Origin of the sequence: Thiohalobacter sp. COW1, from assembly GCF_016629505.1 — a bacterium.
Lineage (GTDB): Bacteria > Pseudomonadota > Gammaproteobacteria > Thiohalobacterales > Thiohalobacteraceae > Thiohalobacter > Thiohalobacter thiocyanaticus_A.
The window spans coordinates 1,825,580-1,851,179 of the sequence record NZ_AP024239.1; the positions used below are offsets into that span (position 1 = coordinate 1,825,580).

Genomic DNA, 25,600 nt, shown 5'->3' on the forward strand with positions numbered 1-25,600 from the left:
ACCCGGGCGCCCACCTTCCGATAAGTGGAATGTGAACTACATTTGACATTCCGACACCCCGCACCCGTGTCCGGAGGCACCCTGGCGCATGGCCCGGCGCATCATCCACAAGCAGGGAGTAGTACAGCCCACCGCATCCGACTGAGCGCAGATCATGACAAATCTGCTGCTCTGGCTACTCGGTCTGCTCGAAATCATCATCGTCCTGATGGTGATCGTGGGGGTGTTGTATCGCCAGAATCAGCGCCTGCAGCGCGCGCTGGGCAGCGGTCTCGGTGGTGAGGCCGGCGCTACCGCCACCGACTGGAGTGAATTTCTCCAGGCCCAGATCAACCGCACCCGCACCCGCCTCGGGCAGATGAGCAGCGACGGCGTCAGCTCGCCGGCCGGTATCCGGCTGCTGCAATTGCGCCTGCGGCTGCTGGAGGCCGAACGCGCCGCCTGGGACCGCAGCACCCCCGACCATGAGTTGTTCTGGGACACCCTGCTCCAGGCCCTGCCCAGCCCACCCGGGGACGATACCGCCAGTGCCATCGCTGTCAGGGAGGAACTGATCCAGTCCCTGCAGGAGCGGGTCGAGCAGTACGGCAACCGGGTCGAGAACCTGGAGACCTTCAAGACCATGTTCTTCGACCTCAAGCAGAAGTTGAGCGATTCCCAGGAACTCAATCTTCAGGTCCACGAGGAGATCACCCGCACCATTCCGGTCGAGATGCAGTCGCCCGAAATGCAGCAGATGCTCGAGCGGCTGCGGGCGGAAAACATCTCCATGGGCGAGATGCTGGAACACGTGGACAAGCAGCTGCGCAGCATCATGCTGCAGGCCGGCGTCAGCAACCGCAGCGGACTGCCGCCCCGGCCCGAGGACAAGGGCGCCGTGGAGAGCATGTCCGATATGGTCATGCACATCGAAAGCGAGATGGCGCAGGTCCGCGACATCATCGTCGGTCAGAAATCGCGCATCAACGAACTGATGCTGGAGATCGACTCGCTGCAGCTCGAACTCAACGACAAGAACCGGCTCCGGCAGGCCTTGCAGCAGCTGGCCCGGAAGAATGCCGACATGGCCCAGACCATGGACCGGCTGGAGCAGGAAAACCGCTTCCTGCAGGAACACATCTCGATCCTGCACAGCCAGGAGCTTTTCGCCGCGGAGCAGTCCAGCGAGAAGATCCGGGAATTCGAGAATCAGCTGCTGGCCAAGGAGAAGGCACTCAACGCGCTGGAGCGCAAATACGCCGCCATGGAAGAGCAGTACCTGTCGGTATTCAACGAGAACGAGCGCCTGAAGCAGAAATCGGCCTGAAACTACTAGACCGCAAAGGCGCAGAAGGCGCGCGAAGGGATAAACCCGATCATGGCCAGATAGCGGACGTCACTGCCGTTACCGTCATTGCGTTAAGGTATTGAAGCGGGCGTGGAGTGGTTTTATGAAACCATTTGTTCGCGCCTTCCGCGCCTTTGCGATTCAGGTGTTCTGACGCTTCACATAACCAGGCTCAGGCCTTGGGCAGGGTCACCCCGCGCTGGCCCTGATACTTGCCGCCGCGATCCCGGTAGGAGGTCTCGCAGACCTCGTCGGATTCCAGGAACAGCACCTGGGCCACCCCCTCGTTGGCGTAGATCTTGGCCGGCAGCGGGGTGGTGTTGGAGAACTCCAGTGTCACATGACCCTCCCACTCCGGCTCCAGCGGGGTGACGTTGACGATGATGCCGCAGCGGGCGTAGGTGGACTTGCCCAGGCAGATGGTCAGCACGTTGCGCGGGATGCGGAAGTACTCCACCGTGCGCGCCAGGGCGAAGGAATTGGGCGGGATGATGCAGACGTCGGATGTGACATCGACGAAGCTGTCGGCGGAGAAGTCCTTGGGATCGACGATGGCCGAGTTGATATTGGTGAAGATCTTGAACTCTTCCGAGCAGCGGATATCGTAGCCGTAGCTGGAGGTTCCGTAGGAGATGATCCGCTCGCCCTCGTGCTCACGCACCTGGCCGGGCACGAAGGGCTCGATCATGCCTTCCTGTTCCGCCATGCGGCGGATCCACTTGTCGGATTTGATACTCATGTTGTTTGACTTCTCTTGCGATACGAAAAGACCGCCCACAAAAAACCGGCCCAGAGTATAACCTCCGGGCCGGTCCTGTGGCGACTTCCCCTGCCGATCAGTTGTTCTGGATGACGATCTTGGGGAACTTGGCCGCGTAGTTCTTGGCCTGGGTCGACAGCCGGGCCGCGGTGCGCCGGGCGATGTCACGGTAGATCTGGGAGATGCGCGCCTCCGGCTCGGCCACCACGGTGGGCTTGCCGTTGTCGGTCTCTTCGCGGATGCGGATATCCAGCGGCAGGGCGCCGAGCAGGTCGACATCGTACTGCTCCGACATGCGCTGGCCGCCGCCCTCGCCGAAGATGTGCTCCTCGTGACCGCAATTGCTGCAGATGTGGATGCTCATGTTCTCCACGATGCCCAGCACCGGCACCTCGACCTTCTGGAACATCTTCAGGCCCTTGCGCGCGTCCAGCAGGGCGATGTCCTGGGGGGTGGTGACGATGACCGCGCCGCTGACCGGCACCTGCTGGGCCAGGGTCAGCTGGGTGTCGCCGGTGCCCGGCGGCAGGTCGATGACCAGGTAGTCCAGTTCCGCCCAGTTGGTGTCGTTCAGGAGCTGCTGCAGCGCCTGGGTGACCATGGGGCCGCGCCAGATCATCGGCGTCTCCTCGTCGACCAGGAAACCGATGGACATGGCCTGGACGCCATGGGCGACCATGGGCTCCAGGGTCTTGCCGTCCTTGGACTCGGGCTGGCCGTGCACGCCCAGCATGCGCGGCATGCTGGGGCCGTAGATGTCGGCGTCCAGTACGCCCACGCTGGCGCCCTCGGCGGCCAGGGCCAGGGCCAGGTTGACGGCGGTGGTGGACTTGCCCACGCCGCCCTTGCCGGAGGCCACGGCGATGATGTTCTTGATGCCCTTGATCGGCTCCACGCCCTTCTGCACGGCATGGGAGACGATGCTGGTGGAGATGTTCACGGTCACGTCGCTGACGCCCTCGACCTTGCCGGCCAGTTCGGCCAGGCCGGTCTTGAGCTCGTCCTCGTAACCCTTGGCCGGGAAGCCCAGCACCACGTCGATGGTGACCCTGCCGCCGTCAACAGCGATGTCCTTGATGCACTTCGCGCTGACCAGATCCTTTTCCATGTAGGGATCGACGTAGTCTTTCAGCGCGGTCTCGATTTGCGCCTGGGTTGCCTCAGCCATATCCGTTCAACCTCCGAATGCTTCTGGATTCAGGCGCCCGGCTGTCCGGACACCCCGATGATCTGGCCGCGTATTCTACCCAAAATGCCGGGGACCTGTCTCTGGCTCCCGCCCGCCGGCACCGGTTGCGGCCACGCTGGCGGGCTAATATGTCATAATTCGCCCTCGCTCGCGCTATAACCCAGAATGCACAAGGTTTTGAGGGCGTTCCGCACCGGGCGGAGCGCCCCGCCGCACCCAGAGGTACCCATGTCAGACAGCCCGCGCCGAATCCTGGCCACCAGTGCCCTGCCCTACGCCAACGGACCGATTCACCTGGGGCACCTGGTCGAGTACATCCAGACCGATATCTGGGTGCGGTTCCAGAAGCTGCGCGGCCACCAGTGCTGGTACGTCTGCGCCGACGATGCCCACGGCACCCCGATCATGCTGCGCGCCCGGGCCGAGGGCGTCAGCCCCGAGGCGCTGATCGCCCGGGTCGCGGAAGAACATCAGGCCGATTTCGCCGGCTTCTCGATCGGTTTCGACAACTACGGCAGCACCCATTCGGAGGAGAACCGCGCGCTCGCCAGCCGGATCTACCTGGCCAACCTTGAGGCCGGCCACATCCACACCCGCACCATCCAGCGTCCCTTCGACCCGCAGGAGCAGATGTTCCTGCCGGACCGCTTCATCAAGGGCACCTGCCCGCGCTGCGGCGCCGAGGATCAGTACGGGGATTCATGCGAGGTGTGCGGCGCCACCTATGAACCCTCCGAGGTGAAGAACCCGGTCTCCGCCCTGTCCGGCGCCACCCCGGTGATGAAGAACACCGAGCAGTATTTCTTCGACCTGGGCCACTTCGAGCAGTCGCTGCGCGCCTGGACCCATGGCGGCCAGCTGCAGCCGGCCATCGCCGCCAAGCTCAACGAGTGGTTCGAGGGCGGGCTCAAGGACTGGGAGATCTCCCGCGACGCCCCCTACTTCGGTTTCGAGATACCGGATGCCCCCGGCAAGTTCTTCTATGTGTGGATGGACGCCCCCATCGGCTACATGGCCAGCTTCAGGCAGCTGTGCGAAAAGGCCGGCCTGGACTTCGAGGACTGGTGGCAGAAGGACTCGGAGACCGAGCTGTATCATTTCATCGGCAAGGACATCGCCTATTTCCACACCCTGTTCTGGCCCGCCATGCTCGAAGGCGCCGGACTGCGCCGGCCGACCAAGGTGTTCTGCCACGGCTTTCTCACCGTGAACGGGGCCAAGATGTCCAAGTCACGCGGCACCTTCATCAAGGCGCGCACCTATCTCGATCACCTCAACCCGGAGGCGCTGCGCTACTATTTCGCCGCCAAGCTCTCCGACGGCATCGACGACATCGACCTCAACCTGGAGGACTTCATCCAGCGGGTGAACTCCGACCTGGTGGGCAAGTACGTCAACATCGCCAGCCGCGCGGCGGGCTTTCTGAGCAAACACTTCGACGGCGAACTCGCCCCGGCGGCCGAGTTCGGCGACGAGGACTACTGGCAAGGGGTCAAGGGCGGCGAACACCTGATCGCCGAGGCCTACGAGAACCGCCGCTACGGCGAGGCCATGCGCCGGATCATGCAGATCGCCGACGAGGTCAACGAGTATTTCGACGCCGAGAAGCCCTGGATCCTGGCCAGGGACGAGAGCCAGCGCGAGGCACTGCACCGGGTCTGCTCGCGCACCCTGCATGCCTTCTACATGCTCTCCATCTACCTGGCCCCGGTGCTGCCGGCCACCGCCGGGCGCGTGGCGCGCGAGTTGTTCGGAATGGACCGCGACCTGTGCTGGGACGATCTGAAGGAAGTCCCCACCAGGGTCAGTTCATTCAAGCACCTGATGACCCGCATCGAACCGAAGGAGGTGGAAGCCATGCTCGAACACTCCAGGGCGGATATGGCCGCCGAACCCGGCAAACCGTCCGGACAGAGCGTCCCGGCGGCTGACAGTCCGCTGGCGCAGGACCCCATCGCGCCGGAAATCGGCTTCGAGGACTTCGCCAGGGTGGACCTGCGCGTGGCCCGCATTGCCCGGGCCGAGCAGGTCGAGGGGGCCGACAAGCTGCTCAGGCTGACCCTGGACCTGGGCGGCGAGACCCGCACCGTGTTCGCCGGCATCAAGTCGGCCTACGCGCCTGAGGACCTGGAGGGCCGGCTGACAGTGATGGTGGCCAACCTGGCCCCGCGCAAGATGCGCTTCGGCGTCTCCGAAGGCATGGTACTGGCAGCCGGCCCCGGCGGCCGCGACCTGTTCATCCTCAATCCGGACAGCGGCGCGCAGCCGGGCATGAAGGTGAAGTGATTGATCTGAATCAGTGCGCCCCGCCCCACCCGGCGGGCAGGCTCGTTATAATAGCTGGCGACCATACCCCTGAATCGCTGCGGTATTGGGCCTGAAACCCCAGCCGCAGTCACTGTTATCCACCCGCGGCAGCCTTTACCCTGTACGCTATGACCGAATACCTCCTGATCCTGATCAGTACCGTCCTGGTGAACAACTTCGTCCTGGTGAAGTTCCTCGGGCTGTGTCCCTTCATGGGGGTGTCGCGCAAGCTGGAGACGGCCACCGGCATGGGCCTGGCCACCACCTTCGTGCTGACCCTGTCCTCGATCTGCAGCTATCTGGCCAACGAATACCTGCTCGCCCCGCTGGGGCTGGAGTACCTGCGCACCATCACCTTCATCCTGGTCATCGCCGTGGTGGTGCAGTTCACCGAGATGGTGGTGCACAAGACCAGTCCGCTGCTGTACCAGGTACTGGGCATCTTTCTGCCGCTGATCACCACCAACTGCGCGGTACTGGGCGTGGCCCTGCTCAATGTGCAGCAGCAGCACGGCTTCATGGAGTCGGCCGTCTACGGCTTCGGCGCGGCGGTGGGCTTCTCCCTGGTGCTGATACTGTTCGCCGCCATCCGCGAGCGGGTGGCGGCGGCGGATGTGCCGACGCCCTTCCAGGGGGCATCCATCGCCCTGATCACGGCCGGGCTGATGTCGCTGGCCTTCATGGGCTTCACGGGGCTGGTCAAGTGACGGGCATCCTCAGTGCCGTGCTCGCCCTGGGCGTGCTGGCCGCCTTGTTCGGCCTGCTGCTGGGTTATGCCGCCATCCGCTTCAAGGTGGAGTCCGATCCGGTGGTCGACCAGATCAATGCCATCCTGCCCCAGACCCAGTGCGGCCAGTGCGGCTATGCCGGCTGCCGCCCCTATGCCGAGGCCATCGCCGCCGGCGAGGCCGAGATCAACCAGTGCCCGCCCGGCGGCGAGGCCGGCATCCGCGCCCTGGCCGACCTGCTGGGGCGCGACTTCATCCCCCTGAACGAGGCCGAGCATGGCGAGCACAAGGGCAGGCGCGTCGCGGTGATCGACGAGCAGGTCTGCATCGGCTGCACCCTGTGCATCCAGGCCTGCCCGGTGGACGCCATCCTGGGCGCGGCCAAGCACATGCACACGGTGATCGCCGAAGAGTGCACCGGCTGCGAACTGTGCATCGAGCCCTGCCCGGTGGACTGCATCGACATGGTGCCGGTGCCGGAGGGCATCAATCAGTGGAAGTGGCCCGCACCGGACGAGCGCCGTATCGACATCGCCGATCGGAGTGCCGCCAGTGGCTGACGCCGAACGCGAACACGAACGCCTGGACCTGTCCCGCCTGCATCATTTCCACGGCGGGCTCACGCTGCCCGACTGCAAGGCCGCGGCGACGGCGACGCCGGTGCGCACCCTGCCGGTGCCGCCGCGGCTGATCCTGCCGCTGCAGCAGCACATCGGCGAACCGGCCCGAGCGGAGGTCGGGATCGGCGACCGGGTCAGGAAGGGCCAGCTGATCGCCCGCGCCGAGGGCTATGTCAGCGTGCCGGTGCACGCCCCGACCTCGGGCCGGGTCATCGACATCGGCGATTATCCCGTGCCGCACCCGTCCGGACTGAGCGCGCCGGCCATCGTCATCGACAGCGACGGCGACGACACCCCGGTCGCCGGCGAGCCCCACGCCGACTACCGCAGCCTGGATCCGAGCGAGTTGCGCAACCGCATCCGCCGCGCCGGCATCGTCGGCATGGGCGGTGCCGGCTTCCCCACCTTCATCAAGATGAACCCGGGCCCGCACAAGCCGATCGACCTGCTCGTCATCAACGGCGCCGAGTGCGAGCCCTACATCAGCTGTGACGACATGCTGATGCGCGAGCGCCCGCGGGAGATCATCGAGGGCGCCCATATCCTGATGCATGCCCTGCGGGTTTCCACCTGCGTGATCGGGATCGAGGACAACAAGCCCGAGGCGATCGCCGCCCTGGACCAGGCCCTGGCCGCCGACCACCGGCTGGGAAACATCCGGGTGGTGGCCATCCCCACCCTGTACCCGTCCGGCGGCGAGAAGCAGCTGATCCAGATCCTGACCGGGCGCGAGGTACCCAGCCAGAGTCTGCCGGCCGACATCGGCGTGGTCTGCCAGAACCCGGCCACGGTGGCGGCGGTCTATCATGCCATCCACCACAACGAGCCGCTGATCTCACGCATCGTCACCGTCACCGGCGCCGGTGTGCGCGAGCCGGCCAACCTGGAGGTGCGCATCGGCACCCCCATGCATCACCTGATCGAGGCCTGCGGCGGCTACAGCCCGGGGGTGGACCGCATGCTCATGGGCGGGCCCATGATGGGCTTCGCCCTGACCAGCGACGCCCTGCCGGTGATCAAGACCACCAACTGCCTGCTGGCCACCACCCGCGCTGAGCTGCCGCCGCCGCAGCCGCCGCTGCCCTGCATCCGCTGCGGCGAGTGCGTACGCGTCTGCCCGGCGCAGCTGCTGCCGCAGCAGCTGTACTGGTACGCCCATGCCCGGGATTTCGACAAGGCCCAGGACTACAACCTGTTCGATTGCATCGAATGCGGCTGCTGCGCCTATGTCTGCCCCAGCCAGATCCCGCTGGTGCAGTACTACCGCTTCGCCAAGACCGAGATCTGGGCCCAGGAGCACGATCGCATCAAGGCCGACATCGCCCGCCAGCGTCACGAATCCCGGCAGGAGCGGCTGGAGCGGGAAAAACGCGAGCGCGCCGAACGCCTCAAGCAGAAGAAGAAGGCCGTGCGCGAGGGCGATGACAAGAGCAAGCAGGCCGCCATCCAGGCCGCGCTGGAGCGGGCACAGGCGAAGAAGCAGGTGACCGGCACAGAGCGTCAGGCCGCGGACGCCAGCACCGCCCCGCCCCCGGACAGGAACGACTGAGACGATGGAATTCCGCACCTACAGCTCGCCCCACCTGTCCGGCCCCGCGCACGTCGGCAGGCTGATGCGCGGCGTCATGCTGGCCGCCGTCCCGGGACTGCTCATGGCCTGGTGGTTCTTCGGCTGGGGCGTGCTGATCAACCTGGTGCTGGCCCTGGCCACCTGCATCGGCGCCGAGGCCGCCGTGCTGCGTCTGCGCCGGCGTCCGGTGCGCGCCACCCTGGCCGACGGCAGCGCGGCCCTGACCGCCCTGCTGCTGGCACTGACCCTGCCGCCCTTCGCCCCCTGGTGGATACCCGTCATCGGCGGCCTGTTCGCCATCGTCATCGCCAAGCAGCTCTATGGCGGACTCGGCTACAACCCCTTCAATCCCGCCATGGTCGGCTATGTCGTGCTGCTGATCTCCTTCCCGCGCGAAATGACCCTGTGGGCCCCGCCGCAGGCCCTGGCCGAGGTGCAGCTGTCGCTGGTGGACACCCTGGCCTGGTCGCTGCTGGGCAGCCTGCCCGCCAACGTCAGCGTGGACGCCATCAGCATGGCCACGCCCCTGGACACCATCAAGACCCAGCTGGGCCTGGGTCTGACCCTGACCGAGATCCAGGCCGGTCCCCGCTTCGGCGACATCGGCGGCTATGGCTGGGAGTGGGTCAATCTGGGCTTTCTGCTGGGCGGGGGCTGGCTGCTGTATCGCGGCACCATCCAGTGGCAGATCCCGGCCGGCGTGCTGGGCGGACTGTTCGTCATGGCACTGCTGTTCTATGCCGTCGACAGCGATACCTACGCCTCACCGCTGTTTCACCTGTTCAGCGGTGCGGCCATGCTGGGGGCCTTCTTCATCGCCACCGATCCGGTTTCGGCCAGCACCACGCCGCGCGGACGGCTGCTCTACGGCGCCGGCATTGGCATCCTGATCTACATCATCCGGGCCTGGGGCGGTTACCCCGACGGCGTGGCCTTCGCCGTGCTGCTGATGAACATGGCCGTACCGACCATCGACTACTACACCCAGCCCCGGGTCTACGGCCAGGAGCGCAAGTGAGCAGCTACCGCCACATCCTGCTCACCGGGGTGCTGCTGTTCGCCTTTGCCGCCATCGGCACCAGTCTGGTGGCTGTCACCTACCAGCAGAGCCGGGAGCAGATCGAGCGCAACGAGCGTCAGGTGCTGCGTCGGCATCTCAACCAGGTGATCAACCCCGAACGCTACGACAATGCGTTGCTGGAGGACCGCATCGAGGTCCGTGACCCGGCCTTCGGGATCGACGAACCGGTGACCGTCTACCGGGCGCGCATGCAGGGGATGCCGGTGGCGGCGGTGTTCTCCACTGTCGCGCCGGACGGCTACAATGGCCGCATCCGGCTGCTGGTGAGCATCGACGTCACCGGCGTGATCACCGGCGTACGCGTGCTCTCGCACCGGGAAACGCCGGGGCTGGGCGACGCCATCGAGGCCGGGCGTTCCGACTGGATCCAGGGCTTTGTCGGGCGCAGCCTCGGCGATCCGCCGGCGCAGCGCTGGACCGTCCGGCGCGACGGCGGCGCCTTTGACCAGTTCACCGGGGCGACCATCACGCCGCGGGCGGTGGTCAACGCCATCCGCCGCACACTGCTATACTTCGACGCCCACCCGACGGAGGTCTTCGCCCGACCCGAGGCCGCCGGCCGGACACCCAGCGACGAGCCCGACGATGACTGACACCAGCTATCCCGAAATCGCCCGCAACGGCCTGTGGAACAACAACCCGGCCCTGGTACAGCTGCTGGGACTGTGCCCGCTGCTGGCCGTGACCACCACCTTCATCAACGGCCTGGGGCTGGGCATTGCCACCACCCTGACCCTGATCATCTCCAACTCGGTGGTCTCCGCCATCCGCAAGCTGGTCCGGCCCGAGGTGCGCATCCCGGTGTTCGTGCTGGTCATCGCCTCGACGGTGACCGTGATCGAGATCAGCATGAATGCCTGGTTCCATGACCTGTACCTGATCCTCGGCATCTTCATCCCGTTGATCGTCACCAACTGCTCCATCATCGGCCGGGCCGAGGCCTTCGCCTCCAAGAACCGGCTGCGCGCGGCCTTCACCGACGGGCTGGCGATGGGGCTGGGCTTCACCGCCGTGCTGGTCACGCTCGGGGCGCTGCGCGAGATCGTCGGCAAGGGCACCCTGTTCGCCCAGGCCCATCTGATGTTCGGCGAGTTCGCGGCCAACTGGTCGCTGACCCTGGTCGAGGATTATCGCGGCTTCCTGCTGGCGGTACTGCCGCCCGGGGCCTTCATCGGCCTGGGGCTGATCATCGCGGTGAAGAACATCATCGACCGGCGCCGCGCCCGCCGACCGGTGCCGGCGGCGGCCGGCGAGGCCGCCACGGCCTGATGCCGCGATACTACAGCGGCTCGCCCGCCGGCGGCAGCAACTGCGGCCAGGCCACACCGTAGCCCTGCACGTAGTCCACCCCGATCTCCTGCAGCACCGCGCGGATAGCCTCGCTTTCGACGAACTCGGCGATGGTGCGGATGCCCATGACATGGCCGATGTCACGGATGGCCGTGACCATTGCCCGGTCGACCGGGTCATTGAGGATGTCCTTGACGAAGGCGCCGTCGATTTTCAGGTAATCCACCGGCAACTCCTTCAAATAGCCGAACGACGACATGCCGCTGCCGAAATCGTCCAGGGCGAAGCGGCAGCCCAGCTGTTTCAGTTCCCGGATCAGGCGGATGGCCGCACTCAGGTTGGTGACGGCAGCGGTTTCGGTGATCTCGAAGCACAGCATCTGCGCGGGCACGCCGCTGGCCCGGATACGACGGACCAGGAAGCCGTGGAACTCCTCGTCGCTGAGCGAGGTGCCGGACAGGTTGATGGAACACAGCGCCAGTTGCTCCCGCACCCCGGGGCTGGCCTGCAGCCAGTCCAGCACGGCATTGACCACCCAGCGGTCGATGGCCGGCATCAGGTTGTAGCGCTCCGCCGCCGGCAGGAAGGCGCCCGGCGGTATCATTTCGGCGCCGCGATTGCACAGCGCGACCAGCATCTCGCAATGCAGCCCTTCGGCAGCGCCACTTGTCGGCTCAATAATCTGATAGCGCAGGCAGAAATGGTCCTGCGCCAGCGCTTCCTGCAGACGGGAGACCCACTGCATCTCGCCGTGACGCTGCGCCGTCTCCACATCGTCGCGCTGGTAGAGGTGGATGCGATTGCGTCCGGCCTCCTTGGCCATGTAACAGGCGGCATCGGCCTGGGCCAGCGCCGTACCGACATTGCGGGTGGAACGGTCAATGGCGGCCAGGCCGATACTCACGCCCAGCGAGAAGGTCTTGTTCTCCCACATGAAGCGGAATTCCTGCACAGTGCGCGCCAGTTCCTGGGCGATACGCAGCGCCTCCCCGGTCTGGCAATCCTCCAGCAGCACGCCGAATTCGTCGCCGCCCAGCCGGCCCAGCATATCGGTGTGGCGGATGCGCTCGTGCAGCAGGGTGCTGAGCTGGCGCAGCAGTTCATCGCCGGCGACATGGCCGCAGGTATCGTTGACCACCTTGAACTGGTCCAGATCCAGGTAGCACAGCACATGCTCGCTGCCGTGGCGGTTCGACGCCTCGAGCGCCCGGCGCAGGCGCTGCTCGAAGGCATGGCGGTTGACCAGGCCCGTCAGGGCATCGTGGGTGGCCAGGTAGTCCATCCTGCGGTTCAGTTCGCGCGCCTCGGTCACGTCCCGGAACACCACCACGGCACCGGTGACCTGATCGTTCTCGGCGGTCGGATAGGCCGAGTACTCCACCGGGAAACACTCGCCGTCGCTGCGCCGCAGCAGTTCGGCCTCGGAACGCCCTCCACGGCCGCTGGCCATGACGCTGAACACCAGCGCGTCGTCGTCGGCCGCCGCCGCCTCGCCGTCCGTTTCGCATCGGATCAGCGTCTGGATGGGCTGGCCCAGCACCTGGTCCCGCTCCAGTCCCAGCATGCGCAGCGCTGCGCTGTTGATGAAGGTACAGCGCCCCTGACGGTCGATGCCGTAGATGCCCTCGCCGGCCGACTCCATCAGCAGCCGGATGTGGGCGTTGAGGCGCCGCAACTCGTCCTCGGTCGCGCGGGTGCGGGTCAGATCGCGCAGGGCCATCAGGACGGCACTGATCTCGCCGTCCGAACCCCGGATCATGCGCACCATGATCTCGATGGGACGGCCGAACCGGTTGTCGGGATGATCGGCCTCCAGGGTCACCAGCGTGTCCCGCCGCCGCTGCCGGGCCTGGCACACCGGGCAGGGCACCGGCTCACCGTGGGGATGCATGATATCCATGATGCTGCGGCCGAGGGCGGTCTCGGCGGTCAGGCCGGTAAGTTCGTAGAAGGCGCGATTTGCACGCACGACGCGGTCATCGAGGTCCACCACATACACAGCGTCCTCGAAGAAATCCATGATGTGGTCCCACTGGGCACGCGAATCCTGCAGCGCCTTTTCCGCCTGCACCCGGTGGGTGATATCCAGCGTGGTGCCGATCAGGCGGGCCGGTCGGCCCTCGGCATCGAAACTGACCCGGCCCTGCTGCAGCACGTGGCGCTCGCCGCCATCGGCCAGCGCGACCCGGTGCTCGACCCGATACAGATCCGCATCCCCCTGCAGGGCACGTTCGATCTCCAGCACCATGGTCGCGCGGTCCTCGGGGTGCACCGCGTCCAGGAATTTCTGGTAGCTGGGTCGGACCGCGCCGGGCTGATATCCGAGCAGCCGGTATTCCTCATCCGACCAGGCCGCCATGCCGGTGCGGACATCGAGCTCCCAGCTGCCCAGGTGCACCAGGGCCTCGGCCTCGCTGTGGCGCAGTTCGCGACGGCGCAGCCGGGCAATGGCATCGTGATAGTCGGTGATGTCCTGGCAGATGCCGACCATCCGTTGCACCCGCCCCTGGCGGTCCCGGATCGGACTGCCCGCCAGCAGAAACCAGCGCGGTGTCCCCGCCTCCGGCAGGCTGCGGTACTCCACATACAGGGTCTGACCGCCGCCCAGGGCCGCCTCGATTGCGTCCACGACCCGCTGACGGTCGGCCGGATGGAGTTGGCCGAGGAAGGATTGGTACGTGGCGGGGCCGGGGCGGCCCCCGTCCCGGGCCGACCAGCGCATGCGGCTGCTGGCCGGATCCCAGTCCCAGGTCTGGATGTCCGCCGCCGCCAGTGCCGGGGCCAGTGCACTTTCCTCCGGGAAGGCATGCAGGTTGGAAAAATAATCCGATTCCGTACTCATAAGTCTGCCAGCCGGACCGCCGCCGGGGCGATGTGTATGCGGCCCTGCCCGAGTCGTCTGAATCAGCCGGGGCTCTATCAAAAATAGACGAATTCTTGACGGCATTCATTCCCGATCATCGCAATCCATCCCGGCTCCAGTACAATACCGTGCAACAGCATCTTGAAATCAATGAGTTAAAAATGAACAAGTCCAAGCGCGAGGCCATTTTCAAGCGCTTCCAGGAAGCCAACCCCGACCCGACCACCGAGTTGCATTACGGCAACCGTTTCCAGCTGCTGATCGCGGTGATCCTCTCCGCCCAGGCCACCGACCGCAGTGTGAACCAGGCCACGGCCGCCCTGTTTCGCCAGGTCCGCACCCCTCAGGCCATGCTCGAACTTGGCGAGGCAGGTCTGAAGCGGCACATCAGGACCATCGGCCTGTACAACAGCAAGGCCAGCAACATCATTGCCACCTGCCGCATCCTGGCCGAGCGGCACGGCGGCCGGGTACCGGGCGAGCGCGAGGCACTCGAGGCCCTGCCCGGCGTGGGGCGCAAGACCGCCAACGTGATCCTCAATACTGCCTTCGGTGAACCGACCATCGCCGTCGACACTCATATATTCCGCGTGGCCAACCGCACCGGCATCGCCCCCGGGAAGACCGTGCTGCAGGTCGAAAAAAAACTGCTCAAGGTCGTGCCCGAACCCTATCTCAGGAACGCGCACCACTGGCTGATCCTGCACGGTCGCTATACCTGCACCGCACGCCGGCCGCGCTGTCCGGGCTGTCTGATCCATGATCTGTGCGAGTACCGGCACAAGTCAGAGCCGGTCGAAAGGCCCTAGTGGACTGATCGGTCCATATTTACGATAATCCGGGAACCGTGACTCCCGGCGGCTGTCTTCACTGAAAGTGGCCCGAAATCCGATGGAACCTTTATCCGCCATCGCGGGTCACATGCAATGCAGTTCCGGCCCGGCCGGCGCTGAAGACCCGACCGGCTCCCATGAGCCGGCACAACAAGACAACTGGAGGTACGACCATGTCACAGCATTCCAACCGCAAGCCCCTGTCACTCGCCATCGGCACCGCCTTTGCCGCCAGCCTCGCCGCCGGCAGCGTCGGCGCAGCGGAAAACCCCTTCCAGCAGGCAGAACTCGCCTCCGGCTATATGGTGGCCGATGCCCACGAGGGCAAATGCGGCGAAGGCAAGTGCGGCGGCAAGAAGGACAAGGACCGCGAGAACTGCGACAAGGACAAGAAGGGCAAGGCCGAGGGCAAATGCGGTGAAGGCAAGTGCGGCGGCAAGAAGGACAAGGCCGAAGGCAAGTGCGGTGAAGGCAAGTGCGGCGGCAAGAAGGACAAGGCCGAAGGCAAGTGCGGTGAAGGCAAGTGCGGCGGCAATCAGTAACGGACTGACCCCGTGAGTTCGGCAACCTATCCTGTCACCGGCGCCGGACTGGGACTGCGGCGGACCCTGATGGGTCCGCTCGCGGACCATTCCCCCGAACAGGTGCACTTCATGGAGGTGGCCCCGGAGAACTGGATCGGCGTGGGCGGCCGCTTCGGTCGACAGCTGCGCGAATTCACCGAGCGCTATCCCTTCGTCACCCACGGCCTGTCGCTGTCACTCGGCGGACCCGCACCGCTGGATGAGGCCCTCATTCACAAGACCAGGCGTTTCCTGGATGAACACAGGATACGCTGCTGCACCGAGCATCTGAGCTATTGCAGCGACGACGGGCATCTCTATGACCTCATGCCCATCCCCTTCACCGAAGCCGCCATCCACCATGTGGCGCAGCGCATCCGCCGTACCCAGGACATCCTGGAACGCCGCATCGCGGTGGAAAATGTCTCCTACTATGCCGCACCGCAGCAGGAGATGAGCGAGATCGAATTCATCAACGCCGTCCTGGAGGAGGCCGACTGCGACCTGCTGCTGGACGTGAACAACATCTACGTCAACAGCGTCAATCACGGCTATGACCCCGAGGCCTTTCTCGCCCGGGTCGACCCCGGGCGCATCGCCTACATCCATGTCGCCGGCCACTACAACGAGGCCGAGGACCTGATCGTCGATACCCATGGTGCCGATGTCATCGATCCGGTGTGGGCGTTGCTGGACAAGACCTACGCCCGCTTCGGCGTCATCCCGACCCTGCTGGAGCGCGACTTCAACATCCCGCCGCTGCCGCAGCTGCTGGGTGAGCTGGACCATATCCTGGACCTGCAGCGCAGGCACGCCGGGGCTCAGCCGGCCTCAGCCCCGGCCGGAGCCGAGCATGGCTGAGACCGGCGATTTCCAGGCCACCCAGTTCGCCTTCGCCGCGCATATCCGCGATCCGGTGCATCAGCCCGCACCCGCCGATGTGGAAGATCGGCGCATGGCGATCTATCGCGAACTGTTCTTCAACAACATCAGCAGCTTTCTGGCCGGAACCCTGCCCGTGCTCCACCAACTGCTGCCGGAGGCGCAGTGGCAGGAGATGATGCGCGACTTCCTGGTCCGGCATCGCTGTCATTCGCCCTATTTTCTCGATATCCCGCGCGAGTTCCTGACCTACCTGGAACACAGCCGCGGGACGCAACCCGGGGATCCGCCCTTTCTATACGAACTGGCGCATTACGAGTGGGCCGAACTGGCGCTGTCGGTCGCTGATGAGCAAGCCCCCCCGGCGGCCGGTATCGCCGACGCCGAACTGCTCGATGCGCCACTGCAGGTCTCGCCGCTGGCCTGGCCCTTCAGCTACCGCTTCCCGGTCCACCGGATCGGCCCCGATTACCGGCCCGACGCACCACCACCGGCACCGACCTACCTGCTGCTGTATCGCGATCCGGACGATGAGGTACGTTTCATCGAACTCAATGCGGTGAGTGCGCGGCTGCTGGCGCTGCTGCTGGAACGTTCCGGCGACCCGGGCTACACCGCCCGCCGGGCGCTGGAACAGATCACCGTCGAACTCGGGCACTCCGACCCCGACGTGGTCATTACCGGCGGCCGCGGCATCCTGGCCGACTGGCAGCACCGGCGGATCCTCCACAGCCCCCACACTACAGACTGATATCGGAATACCCATGCCTGGCTCCGATCCCGATTCGTCTTCCATAAATATGGACCGGACAGTACAGTATTTGCAGGGGTGCGCATTCCCTGCCTGTCGTCACGCAACCCGTAAAACAAGGAGAACAGCCATGCTGCAACTGATGCTGCGTCTGCAGAACCTGCTCGACCGTACCCGCGCCCTGGATTTCATTGCCCCGCTGGCCCTGCGGCTGTTTCTCGCGCCCATTTTCATCCTGGCAGGCAGCAACAAGCTGGCAAATGTGGACAATGTCGCCCAATGGTTCGCCTGGCTCGGCATGCCGGCGCCGGAACTGATGGTCTACCTGGCCGTCCTGAGCGAACTGATCGGCGGCATCCTGCTCCTGATCGGCCTGGCCACCCGCTGGGCCGCCATTCCGCTCATGTTCACCATGATCGTGGCCGCCACCACCGCCCACTGGGACAATGGCTGGCACGTGCTGCCGGAAACGCAACTGACCGTACCCTGGGAGTGGCGCACGGACCTGATCGAGGACGCCGTGGAGCGGCGCGACATAGCCAGGGATATCCTGCGCGAACATGGCAACTACAGCTGGCTGACGGCGGCCGGCAGCATCACCATTCTGAAAAACGGCATCGAATTCGCCGCCACCTATTTCATCATGCTGCTGGTGCTGTTCTTCACCGGCGCCGGCCGCTACGCCAGCCTGGATTATTGGATCGCACGCAGGATCGGGCGCTGAAGGCGGCAGACAGACCGGCCGGTGCCGGCGCCGCCCCCATCAGCGGCAACAGGGGGCAAGGGGATTCAGGCGAAATCTAGCCGCAGCCCCACCGCGGCCAGGTAGTCCTGTTCCTCTTCCAGTCCGGCCCGGGTCAGGGGGTGGGCTTCCAGCCAGCCGGCGGGAAACCGCATCGAAATGCCTTCGGGGGCACAATCCAGTGCCAGATCAGCGGGCAACCGGTCCGACCGCCCCCGCTGCAACAGCACCGCCAGTCGCAGCAGCAGGGTGATATAGAGCATCTGCGGCGGCTGTGATTTCCACAACTCCTTGTTGAGCTTGCGCCGGTGCCCGCGCACCAGACTGGCCAACCGGGCCTGCTCGCCGAGCGAGAACCCGGCCATATCCGAATGCTGGATCAGGTAGGCGCCGTGCTTGTGGTACTGACTGTGCGCGATGATCAGTCCCACCTCGTGCAGGCAGGCCGCCCAGTGCAGCCATTGCTGCCATTGTTCATTCAGGCCCCAACAGCTGCGGACCTGTTCGAAGAAGGCCAATGCCAACTGCTCCACCCGCTGAGCATGTTCGGTATCCACCTGATAGCGCTGCGCCATCGCCGCGATCGCGGCTTCGCGGATATCCTCGTGGCGCATACGCCCCAGCAGATCCAGCATCAGGCCTTCGCGCAGCGCACCGGTAGAGACGTTCATGCGTTTCATTTTCAGCACCTCGAACGCAGCAAACAGAATGGCAAAGCCGCCCACCAGCACCGGTCTGCGCTCGTCGGACAACCCCTTCAGGTTCAGTCGGTCGACATGGCCGGCGGCCAGCAGCGCCTTGCGCAGTCGCTTCAGCGCCTGATAGGTGATGCCCTGCTCCGACCAGCCCTCATTGATGACGATCTCCCGGATCGCCTTGATTGTGCCGGAGGCGCCCGTCTCGCTCTGCCAGGACAGACTGCGAATCCGCGCCCGCACCGGCCGGAATTCCAGTTGCGCGGCCAGGACGGCGCGGCGCATGCCTTCCTTGGTGATCTCCCCATCCGGGAAGAAGCGCTGGCTCATGGAGACACAGCCCATATAGAGGCTTTCCATGTACAGGGGCAGAAAACCCTCGCCGACGATCAGTTCGGTACTGCCGCCACCGATATCCATCACCAGCCGCCGACCCGGCTCCGCGGCCACGCTGTGGCTCACACCCTGGTAGATAAGGCGCGCCTCCTCCACACCGGAGATGATCTCGATGGGATGCCCCAGGGCCTGACTGGCCTGTTCCAGAAAGGCACCGTCACGGTTGGCGCGGCGCAGGGTGTTGGTGCCGACCGCCCGCACCGCGCCGGAGGGAAATTCGCGCAGCCGCTGGCCGAAGCGCTCCAGGCAGGCCAGAGCACGGGCCCGCGCCTCTTCGCTCAGACGATGTTCGGGGGTCAGACCTGCGGCCAGGCGCACCGGCTCGCGCAGCCGGTCCAGCACCTTGAGCTGGCCGTTGTCCTGGCTGGCGACGATCATGTGGAAGCTGTTCGAACCGAGGTCGACGGCAGCGATGGTATCGGCCTCGGCCGCGGGGGCGGAGGGATTCTGTTCGGCCTCAAGCGGCATGCCTGGTCCCTTTGCGATTCCGATGCCGCATCATACCGTCATCCCGGTGGCCGAGGCCAGAATCGGGCAAGCCCCCGTCGGCTGATGGACATGCCCCGCAAGCCGGCTAGAGTTAAGGACAGCTGGCGTGTAATCCTCACCTCATGCCCGCGGCCGCCCGCCGGAGCAGGCCGGCACGGGGATGACTGAAAAACAACAGGATATCCGCCCCATTACTCCAACTATTGGCATCAAACTTGCTTTTTGATCGATCATTGACAGGTTTCCAGCAGACAACAGCCGGGAGGGACCATGCCCATCGAACAACGCTGGAGTGAACGCAAACCGATCGAAATGGATGTCGCCCTGTACTACCCGCCGGTCGGCACCATCATGGGGCGCACCCGGGACATCAGTCTGGAAGGGATGTTCGTGCGCACCCACGGCGCCGAACTGCCGGTGGAGGCGGAACTGGAAATCAGCTTTGTCACGCAAGGCGCATCCCGCAGCCACGAGCATCGGATGCCGGCCTACGTGGTACATGGCAGCGATGCCGGGGTGGGACTGATGCTGCGTCACGTCGATTACAGCGATTTCTACGCCCTGCGCTACATGATCAGCGCTGCATGAAAAAAGCGGCCTCCGTCACCGGAGGCCGCCTGTCTGTCGTCCCTGAGCGTAACGCTTGCGGGATTACTTGAGTTTATCCAGCTCCTGCTCGGCCACCTTGGCGGGCAGCGGATAATAGCCGTCCTTGACCACCACCTGCTGGCCAACCCTGCTCATCACCAGTTTCAGGAACTCACGCTCCAGCGGCGGCAGCGGCTTGTTCGGGTGCTTGTTCACATAGACGTAGAGGAAACGCGCCAGCGGATACTTGCCGGCGATGGCATTGTCCGCCGTGGCTTCCACGAACTCGCCTCCATCCTTCTCTGCGATGGGCAGGGCCCGCACGCCGGAGGTCTTGTAGCCGATACCGGAATAGCCGATGCCGTTGATCGAGGTGGTCACCGACTGTACCACCGAGGCTGAGCCCGGCTGTTCATTCACGGTGTTCCTGAAATCCCCCTTGCACAGCGCGACCTTCTTGAAATAGCCGTAGGTGCCGGAAACGGAATTGCGGCCGTAGAGTTGCACCGGCCGGTTGGCCCAGTCGCCGGTCAGGCCGACATCCCCCCAGGTGTTGACGTCGCCGGATGCGCCGCACATGCGGGTGGAGGAGAACACGGCGTCGACCTGCGGGATGCTCATACCCTCGATCGGGTTGTCCTTGTGCACGAACACCGCCAGGGCGTCGATGGCGACCCGGATCGGCGTGGGCTTGTAGCCATGGCGGCGCTCGAAGGCCTCGATTTCCTTGTCCTTCATCCTGCGACTCATCGGACCAAGGTTGGAGGTCCCCTCGGTCAGGGCCGGGGGCGCGGTGGAGGAGCCGGCGGCCTGGATCTGGATGTTGACATTGGGATAGACGCGCTTGAACTCCTCGGCCCACAGGGTCATCAGGTTGGCCAGGGTGTCGGAGCCCACGCTGGACAGGTTGCCTGACACGCCGCTGGATTTTTCGTATTCCGACAGATTGGGGTCGAGATCGGCGGCGCCGGCCGAGCCCATGACGAAGGCGCCGGCCAGGCCCATGGCCGTAATCAGCTTGCTGAAGGGATGCATTGAATCACTCCTCGGATGGTTGCAGATGTAAATGTGGAAAACCCGATGTCAGACATCATGAGGAGAGATTCTGCGGTCCGCGGATGACACGAGGGTGACGATTTTGTTACCGCTTTGTTACAGCGATCCGCCGGTGGGTTCCCGACCTGTGCGCACCACACGCGCGACCGGGAAGCGGGCCCGGAAAGTGCTGCCCTCGTCCAGTCGGCTGTCTATTTCCAGTCGACCACCGTGACGCAGAAGCACGTGTTTGACGATGGCCAGCCCCAGGCCGGTACCGCCGCGGGCACGGGAACGGCCGGTATCGACACGGTAGAAGCGCTCGGTAAGACGGGAGAGATGGTGCTCGGCGATCCCGATGCCGCTATCGGCAACCTCGAATACGGCATCGCTGTCATCGCAGAACCATTTTACCGTAATCTCACCGCCCCCCGGCGTATAGCGCACCGCATTGAAGACGAGATTGGAAAACAGGCTGTGCAGCTCTTGGTCGTTCCCGCGCAGCCACAGGCCGGCATCGGCCTCGAGCCGGATCTGATGATGCTCGGGGCCGCTCAGGCGCCTGGCGTCCTCACAGACCTGGGCCAGCATCGCCGCCACATTGACCGGCTCCGGCTGCTCGCTGACGCGCTCGGTCTCCAGACGTGAGAGCATCAGCAGATCATCCACGATACGCTGCATGCGCTCGCTCTGTTCCCGCATGGTGGCGATGATCTTCTGCAGTTCCGGCTCCCCGCGGCCGCATTCCTCCTCAAGCGTTTCCAGATAGCCGCCGACCACGGTAAGCGGGGTACGCAGTTCGTGCGAGACATTGGCCACGAAATCCCGCCGCATCTGCTCCAGTTGCTGGAGCCGGGTGATATCGCGCGCAATCAGCAAGCGATAATTCTTGCCATAGGGCACGATGCGCAGCGACAGGCGGATATGCTCATCGACCGGCGACGACAATTCGACCGCATCGCCTTCGTATTCCCCACCGCGCAGATACCCGGATAAGTCCGGGTGACGGATCAGGTTGCCGATGCGCTGCCCGATATCCCGGGGATAGCTCAACCCGAGCAGACCGGCTGCCGGCGGATTCCACCATTCGATCTCATCGTCCGGCGTGAGCACTGCCGTGGCATCCGGGAGCGCCTCGGTCGCCTCCTGGAACCGCTTGAGCATCTTGCGCAACTTGCGCTTGCGCTTGCGATTGCGCTGCTGCAGGCGATAAATCCCCTGGAAAACATCGCCCCAGACGCCGACCGATTCCGGCGGCTGGAAGCGTCGGCCCTCCTCCAGCCAGCGCTGCAGCAGACGCAGATTGCGCAGCTGCCAGGCAAGATAGGCCAGCACGACCAGCAGCAGCAACAGCACCAGCACGACCGGCTGCCCCAGCAGCAGGCCAGTACCCAGCGCCGCCACCAGCAGTGCAGCCACCACCCACGCTTCGTCAGCCCAGGGATTGAACAATGCCTATACCTGTGTCGAGAACCGATAACCGGCACCGCGGACCGTCTGGATCAACCGGTCATGACCATGGGCGGACAGGGCCTTGCGCAGGCGCCGGATATGCACGTCCACGGTGCGTTCCTCGACGTAGACGTTACGCCCCCAGACACTGTCGAGCAAGCGGCTGCGGCTGAACACGCGCTCGGGGTGGGTCATGAAGAAATGCAGCAGCCGGAACTCGGTCGGCCCCATTTCCAGGGCCTCACCACCGACGCTGACACGATGCCCGACGGGATCCAGCATCAGTCCCTCGACCTCCAGGACCTGGTCGGCTTCCTCACCGCGGCTGCGGCGCAGCACGGCCTTGATGCGCGCGACCAGTTCCCGCGGCGAGAAGGGTTTGGTGACATAGTCGTCGGCGCCGGCGTCCAGGCCACGGATCTTGTCCTCCTCCTCGCCGCGGGCGGTGAGCATGATGACGGGAATGGCCGCCGAGAGTTCATCCTTCTTGATCCGCCGCGCCAGGTCGATGCCGGTCATATCCGGCAGCATCCAGTCGAGCAGGATCAGATCCGGCTGCTCGTCGGCGATGGCGACCTGGGCCGCGCCGGCGGTTTCGGCTTCCCGGTACTGGAACCCGGCACGCTCCAGCGCGAAGGCCACCATCTCGCGGATGGCAGGCTCATCTTCGACAATCAGGACCCTGAAATTCATTTACTTGACCATTTCATGCATTCTCAGGCATTAGAACGCAGGAATATTACAGATAAATGACAGCCTGCGCGGTCAGAAGTCATTGGGATTTCACCCCTGTGTCAAGCTGTGGTCACAGAGCCGCGCCACAGTGCAGCGTATCGCGGCATCCGGATGCCCTGTGCATGGCACAACAACTCACGATCGGCCGGGTGACCGAAACCTGCCCGCCCGAGGTCAATGGTGTGGCCATGGGCCTGTACAGGAGGCCGCCTCCCGCCGGGCGGCACTTTATTCCGCCTGGCGGAGCAATCCCCGCAGCACCATATCGGTGAAACTCACGATACCGATGACCCGACCGGCCTCGATCACCGGCGCGCGACAGATCGAAGCGCTCGAACAGTCTGGCGCAGTAGCGGATGTCCATGGCCGGGTCGACGCTGACCACGGGCTTGGCCATGATTTCGTAGACGTTGACCCGGTCCGGCGAGCGGTCCTTGGCCAGCACATGCCGGGCAATGTCGGAAATGAGCAGCATGCCGTACTCGTCGTTTTCATGGCGCTTGTCCACGAGCAGGGCCTTGGTCTCGACATGCTTCATCTTCTCCAGGGCTTCGGAGATGGTCATCATGCCGTCGACCATGTCGAACTGCTGCTTCATGACATCCCGTACCTGTATCAGCGGCTGCCGGTTCATAGCTTGTCCTCCACGACTGGACTGAGACTGCGGATCTGCTGGGTGACGCCCACGGCGTCCTCCACATCGACCTGAAAGGCAATGCCCTGGCCGGGCTTGCTCTCGAACTCCCCGACCTCGGCGATCTTCTCCAGGATGGGCCGGCTCAGATGCTCCTCGACCAGGAACAGCAGCACATCGCGCTGGGTTTCGAGGCTCAGGCCGAAGAAGGTCCTGGCCTCCTTCAGCCCCTCGCCGCGGGCATTGCTGATGATGGTCGCGCCGGTCGCCCCGGCCTCGCGGGCGGCATCCATGACGGCGTCGGTCCTGTCATCCTCAATCAGTGCAATCAGCAATTTGAAATGCATCGGTCAATTTCCTCTGGATTCGGAGCCGTGGCCCGCGCGCCGGGCAGAATAAACACTGAGTTGTGCATAGCCCATCACGGTCATGATCGGGAACAGACAGGCGAAGGCCACCAGACCGAAGCCGTCCAGCAAGGGGCTGCGGCCAGGTATCGCCTCCGCCAGTCCCAGGCCCAGCGCTGTCACCAACGGCACCGTGACGATCGATGTCGTAACCCCACCGGAGTCGTACGCTATCGGGATGATACTGCGCGGAGCCAGCCAGGTCTGCACAATCAGCAGCAGGTAGGCCGGGATCATGAAATAATGCAGCGGAAGGCCGGTCACCAGCTTCACCGTGCCCACGATCAGGCCGAGCGCCACGCCCAGGGCCACCACCAGGCGTAGCCCCCACAGGCTGATGGTGCCGCCGGAAACATCACGCACCTTCATGGCCACGGCAATCACCGCAGGTTCGGCGATGCTGCTGGTGAATCCCAACGCCACTGCGAAGATGTAAACCCAATAATAATCCTTCCAGTCTACATCTGCAGGCGGGGTCTGCGCACCGAAGATAAAACTCGCATCGGTCAACTGATCCGCCATCAGGGTACCGAGCGGGAACAGTGCCAGTTCCAGGCCTTCGAGGAAGATCACCAGCCCCAGCGCCACATAGACAAATCCCAGCGCCGTGCGCCTGAGATTCGGGAACGGCCGACGTATGGCCAGCCACTGGAATACCACCAGCACCAGGATGATGGGCAGGATATCCAGTAGCGCCACCAGCAACACCCGCAGGCCTGTATTCAGGATCTCGATCATCCCAGTATCCCGTAGACCATGACAAAGATCATCGGCATCACCGATGCAAAGGCCACCAGACCGAAGCCGTCGACCAGGGGATTGCGGCCGGTGATCGACGATGCCAGCCCGACGCCAAGCGCAGCAACCAGCGGCACGGTGATTTCGGAAGTCGTCACGGCGCCGAAATCATAGGCGATGCCCATGATCTCACGCGGCGCGAAGGGCGTGATGGCGACCATCAGCAGATAGGCGGCGGTAATCATGACATGCATCGGCCAGCCGCGGAGTATGCGCAGCACGCCGACAACCAGCGCCACGCCCACGGCCAGGCCCACAGTGATGCGCAACCCCCAGGCATAAGCATAGCGCGCGGCCTCGCTGTCGGTCACCAGCCCCGCCTCGGCGGCAGCTGCACTGGCCTTGCTGGCCACCGCAATCAGCGCCGGTTCCGCCACCGTGGTACCGAATCCCAGGGCAAAGGCGAACAGCAGCAGCCAGGTGACACTGCCCTTGCGTGCGAAGGCATAGGCCATGTTCTCGCCCACCGGGAACAGCCCCAACCGCAGGCCCTGAACGAACAGGGTCAGGCCCACCACCACCAGCAGGCTCCCGAACAGGATCTGTTCCAGTTCCGGAATGGGCTGACGCAGCACCACCAGCTGAAAGAAGGCGATCACGATGAAGATCGGCGCCAGATCGCGCAGGCTGTCGCGCAGGGTTCGGGCGAAGGCCAGCAGGTGTGGTTTCAAGCTCATCCTCGTCGGTTGCGGCGTTCGCGCCGGGCGATGCGGACAGGCCCTATGACGGCCCTACCGGCACGATTGTACCAGACCGGCCCCGGCCCATCCCGGCGCGCCTGCCGCGGCACGCGTCAGCGCCAGTCGGGACCAGGCAGGATTGTCAGTGAAACGGGATGAGTACGTGTTGACTCAGATCAGCAGAC

At 64.8% G+C, this 25,600-nt stretch carries 24 protein-coding genes and 1 pseudogene; 14 read left to right on the plus strand and 11 right to left on the minus strand.

Going from position 1 to position 25,600, the window contains the following annotated elements:
- Positions 1–154: 154 nt before the first annotated feature.
- Complete coding sequence (locus COW1_RS08525; RefSeq protein ID WP_201343824.1) at positions 155–1,306, plus strand: hypothetical protein; 1,152 nt, start codon at positions 155–157, stop codon at positions 1,304–1,306.
- A gap of 193 nt (positions 1,307–1,499) precedes the next feature.
- On the opposite strand, the gene dcd is transcribed toward COW1_RS08525, so the two are convergent.
- Together dcd and apbC are read right to left on the minus strand one after the other, a co-directional pair.
- A complete protein-coding gene (gene dcd, locus COW1_RS08530; protein ID WP_096365276.1) occupies positions 1,500–2,066 on the minus strand; it encodes a dCTP deaminase in 567 nt (188 codons plus the stop codon).
- Positions 2,067–2,163: 97 nt separating this feature from the next.
- Positions 2,164–3,255, minus strand: a complete 1,092-nt coding sequence (gene apbC, locus COW1_RS08535) for an iron-sulfur cluster carrier protein ApbC (RefSeq protein ID WP_096365274.1) — start codon at positions 3,253–3,255, stop codon at positions 2,164–2,166.
- 249 nt (positions 3,256–3,504) lie between these two features.
- Between apbC and metG the strand changes: the two genes are divergently transcribed.
- The 7 genes from metG to COW1_RS08570 all read left to right on the plus strand — a co-directional run bounded on the left by metG (position 3,505) and on the right by COW1_RS08570 (position 10,851).
- Positions 3,505–5,562: a methionine--tRNA ligase gene (gene metG, locus COW1_RS08540; protein WP_201343832.1), complete on the plus strand. Its 2,058-nt coding sequence runs from the start codon at positions 3,505–3,507 to the stop codon at positions 5,560–5,562.
- Positions 5,563–5,711: 149 nt separating this feature from the next.
- The gene (gene rsxA, locus COW1_RS08545; RefSeq protein WP_201343834.1) at positions 5,712–6,290 is read left to right on the plus strand and encodes an electron transport complex subunit RsxA; all 579 of its coding nucleotides are present in this window, start codon (positions 5,712–5,714) and stop codon (positions 6,288–6,290) included.
- 5 nt (positions 6,291–6,295) lie between these two features.
- Positions 6,296–6,871 carry an electron transport complex subunit RsxB gene (gene rsxB / locus COW1_RS08550; protein WP_201346073.1) on the plus strand — a complete coding sequence of 192 codons (576 nt, stop codon included), beginning with the start codon at positions 6,296–6,298 and terminating at the stop codon, positions 6,869–6,871.
- Positions 6,864–8,480 carry an electron transport complex subunit RsxC gene (gene rsxC, locus COW1_RS08555; protein ID WP_242466409.1) on the plus strand — a complete coding sequence of 539 codons (1,617 nt, stop codon included), beginning with the start codon at positions 6,864–6,866 and terminating at the stop codon, positions 8,478–8,480. The genes rsxB and rsxC overlap by 8 nt, the downstream gene beginning before the upstream one ends.
- A 4-nt stretch (positions 8,481–8,484) precedes the next feature.
- Positions 8,485–9,519 (plus strand): electron transport complex subunit RsxD, encoded by a 1,035-nt coding sequence (gene rsxD, locus COW1_RS08560; protein WP_096365266.1) that lies wholly within the window; start codon positions 8,485–8,487, stop codon positions 9,517–9,519.
- Entirely contained in the window at positions 9,516–10,175 is a 660-nt protein-coding gene (rsxG, locus tag COW1_RS08565) for an electron transport complex subunit RsxG (protein WP_231971564.1), read from the plus strand. The genes rsxD and rsxG overlap by 4 nt, the downstream gene beginning before the upstream one ends.
- Positions 10,168–10,851 (plus strand): electron transport complex subunit E, encoded by a 684-nt coding sequence (locus COW1_RS08570; protein WP_201343836.1) that lies wholly within the window; start codon positions 10,168–10,170, stop codon positions 10,849–10,851. Before rsxG ends, COW1_RS08570 begins: the two co-directional genes overlap by 8 nt.
- Before the next feature lie 10 nt (positions 10,852–10,861).
- Here COW1_RS08570 and COW1_RS08575 read toward each other — a convergent pair whose 3' ends face one another.
- Positions 10,862–13,714, minus strand: a complete 2,853-nt coding sequence (locus COW1_RS08575) for an EAL domain-containing protein (protein ID WP_201343838.1) — start codon at positions 13,712–13,714, stop codon at positions 10,862–10,864.
- A gap of 182 nt (positions 13,715–13,896) precedes the next feature.
- Here COW1_RS08575 and nth point away from each other — a divergent pair, with 182 nt between their 5' ends.
- The 5 genes from nth (at position 13,897) to COW1_RS08600 (ending at position 17,488) form a co-directional block, all read left to right on the plus strand.
- Complete coding sequence (nth, locus tag COW1_RS08580) at positions 13,897–14,544, plus strand: endonuclease III (protein ID WP_096365260.1); 648 nt, start codon at positions 13,897–13,899, stop codon at positions 14,542–14,544.
- Between the two features lie 197 nt (positions 14,545–14,741).
- Positions 14,742–15,110 (plus strand): hypothetical protein, encoded by a 369-nt coding sequence (locus tag COW1_RS08585; RefSeq protein WP_201343840.1) that lies wholly within the window; start codon positions 14,742–14,744, stop codon positions 15,108–15,110.
- A gap of 12 nt (positions 15,111–15,122) precedes the next feature.
- A complete protein-coding gene (locus tag COW1_RS08590) occupies positions 15,123–15,992 on the plus strand; it encodes a DUF692 domain-containing protein (RefSeq protein ID WP_201343842.1) in 870 nt (289 codons plus the stop codon).
- Complete coding sequence (locus tag COW1_RS08595) at positions 15,985–16,764, plus strand: DUF2063 domain-containing protein (protein WP_201343853.1); 780 nt, start codon at positions 15,985–15,987, stop codon at positions 16,762–16,764. The genes COW1_RS08590 and COW1_RS08595 overlap by 8 nt, the downstream gene beginning before the upstream one ends.
- A gap of 130 nt (positions 16,765–16,894) precedes the next feature.
- Positions 16,895–17,488, plus strand: a complete 594-nt coding sequence (locus COW1_RS08600; RefSeq protein ID WP_201343855.1) for a DoxX family protein — start codon at positions 16,895–16,897, stop codon at positions 17,486–17,488.
- A 65-nt stretch (positions 17,489–17,553) separates the two neighbouring features.
- On the opposite strand, the gene ppx is transcribed toward COW1_RS08600, so the two are convergent.
- Entirely contained in the window at positions 17,554–19,065 is a 1,512-nt protein-coding gene (ppx, locus tag COW1_RS08605; RefSeq protein WP_201343857.1) for an exopolyphosphatase, read from the minus strand.
- Positions 19,066–19,356: 291 nt separating this feature from the next.
- Here ppx and COW1_RS08610 point away from each other — a divergent pair, with 291 nt between their 5' ends.
- Positions 19,357–19,674: a PilZ domain-containing protein gene (locus tag COW1_RS08610; RefSeq protein ID WP_201343858.1), complete on the plus strand. Its 318-nt coding sequence runs from the start codon at positions 19,357–19,359 to the stop codon at positions 19,672–19,674.
- Positions 19,675–19,737: 63 nt separating this feature from the next.
- Here COW1_RS08610 and COW1_RS08615 read toward each other — a convergent pair whose 3' ends face one another.
- The 7 genes and pseudogenes from COW1_RS08615 to COW1_RS17025 form a co-directional block, all read right to left on the minus strand.
- Positions 19,738–20,679, minus strand: a complete 942-nt coding sequence (locus COW1_RS08615; protein ID WP_201346075.1) for a PstS family phosphate ABC transporter substrate-binding protein — start codon at positions 20,677–20,679, stop codon at positions 19,738–19,740.
- A 147-nt stretch (positions 20,680–20,826) separates the two neighbouring features.
- The gene (gene phoR, locus COW1_RS08620) at positions 20,827–22,161 is read right to left on the minus strand and encodes a phosphate regulon sensor histidine kinase PhoR (RefSeq protein ID WP_201343860.1); all 1,335 of its coding nucleotides are present in this window, start codon (positions 22,159–22,161) and stop codon (positions 20,827–20,829) included.
- A 3-nt stretch (positions 22,162–22,164) separates the two neighbouring features.
- A complete protein-coding gene (gene phoB, locus COW1_RS08625; protein WP_201343872.1) occupies positions 22,165–22,854 on the minus strand; it encodes a phosphate regulon transcriptional regulator PhoB in 690 nt (229 codons plus the stop codon).
- 270 nt (positions 22,855–23,124) lie between these two features.
- Positions 23,125–23,530, minus strand: a pseudogene (locus COW1_RS08630) (CBS domain-containing protein).
- Positions 23,527–23,877: a P-II family nitrogen regulator gene (locus COW1_RS08635; RefSeq protein ID WP_096365239.1), complete on the minus strand. Its 351-nt coding sequence runs from the start codon at positions 23,875–23,877 to the stop codon at positions 23,527–23,529. Before COW1_RS08635 ends, COW1_RS08630 begins: the two are co-directional and overlap by 4 nt.
- A gap of 3 nt (positions 23,878–23,880) precedes the next feature.
- Complete coding sequence (locus COW1_RS17020; RefSeq protein ID WP_096365237.1) at positions 23,881–24,675, minus strand: DUF1538 domain-containing protein; 795 nt, start codon at positions 24,673–24,675, stop codon at positions 23,881–23,883.
- Complete coding sequence (locus tag COW1_RS17025) at positions 24,672–25,412, minus strand: DUF1538 domain-containing protein (protein WP_096365235.1); 741 nt, start codon at positions 25,410–25,412, stop codon at positions 24,672–24,674. The genes COW1_RS17020 and COW1_RS17025 overlap by 4 nt, the downstream gene beginning before the upstream one ends.
- Positions 25,413–25,600 lie beyond the last annotated feature (188 nt).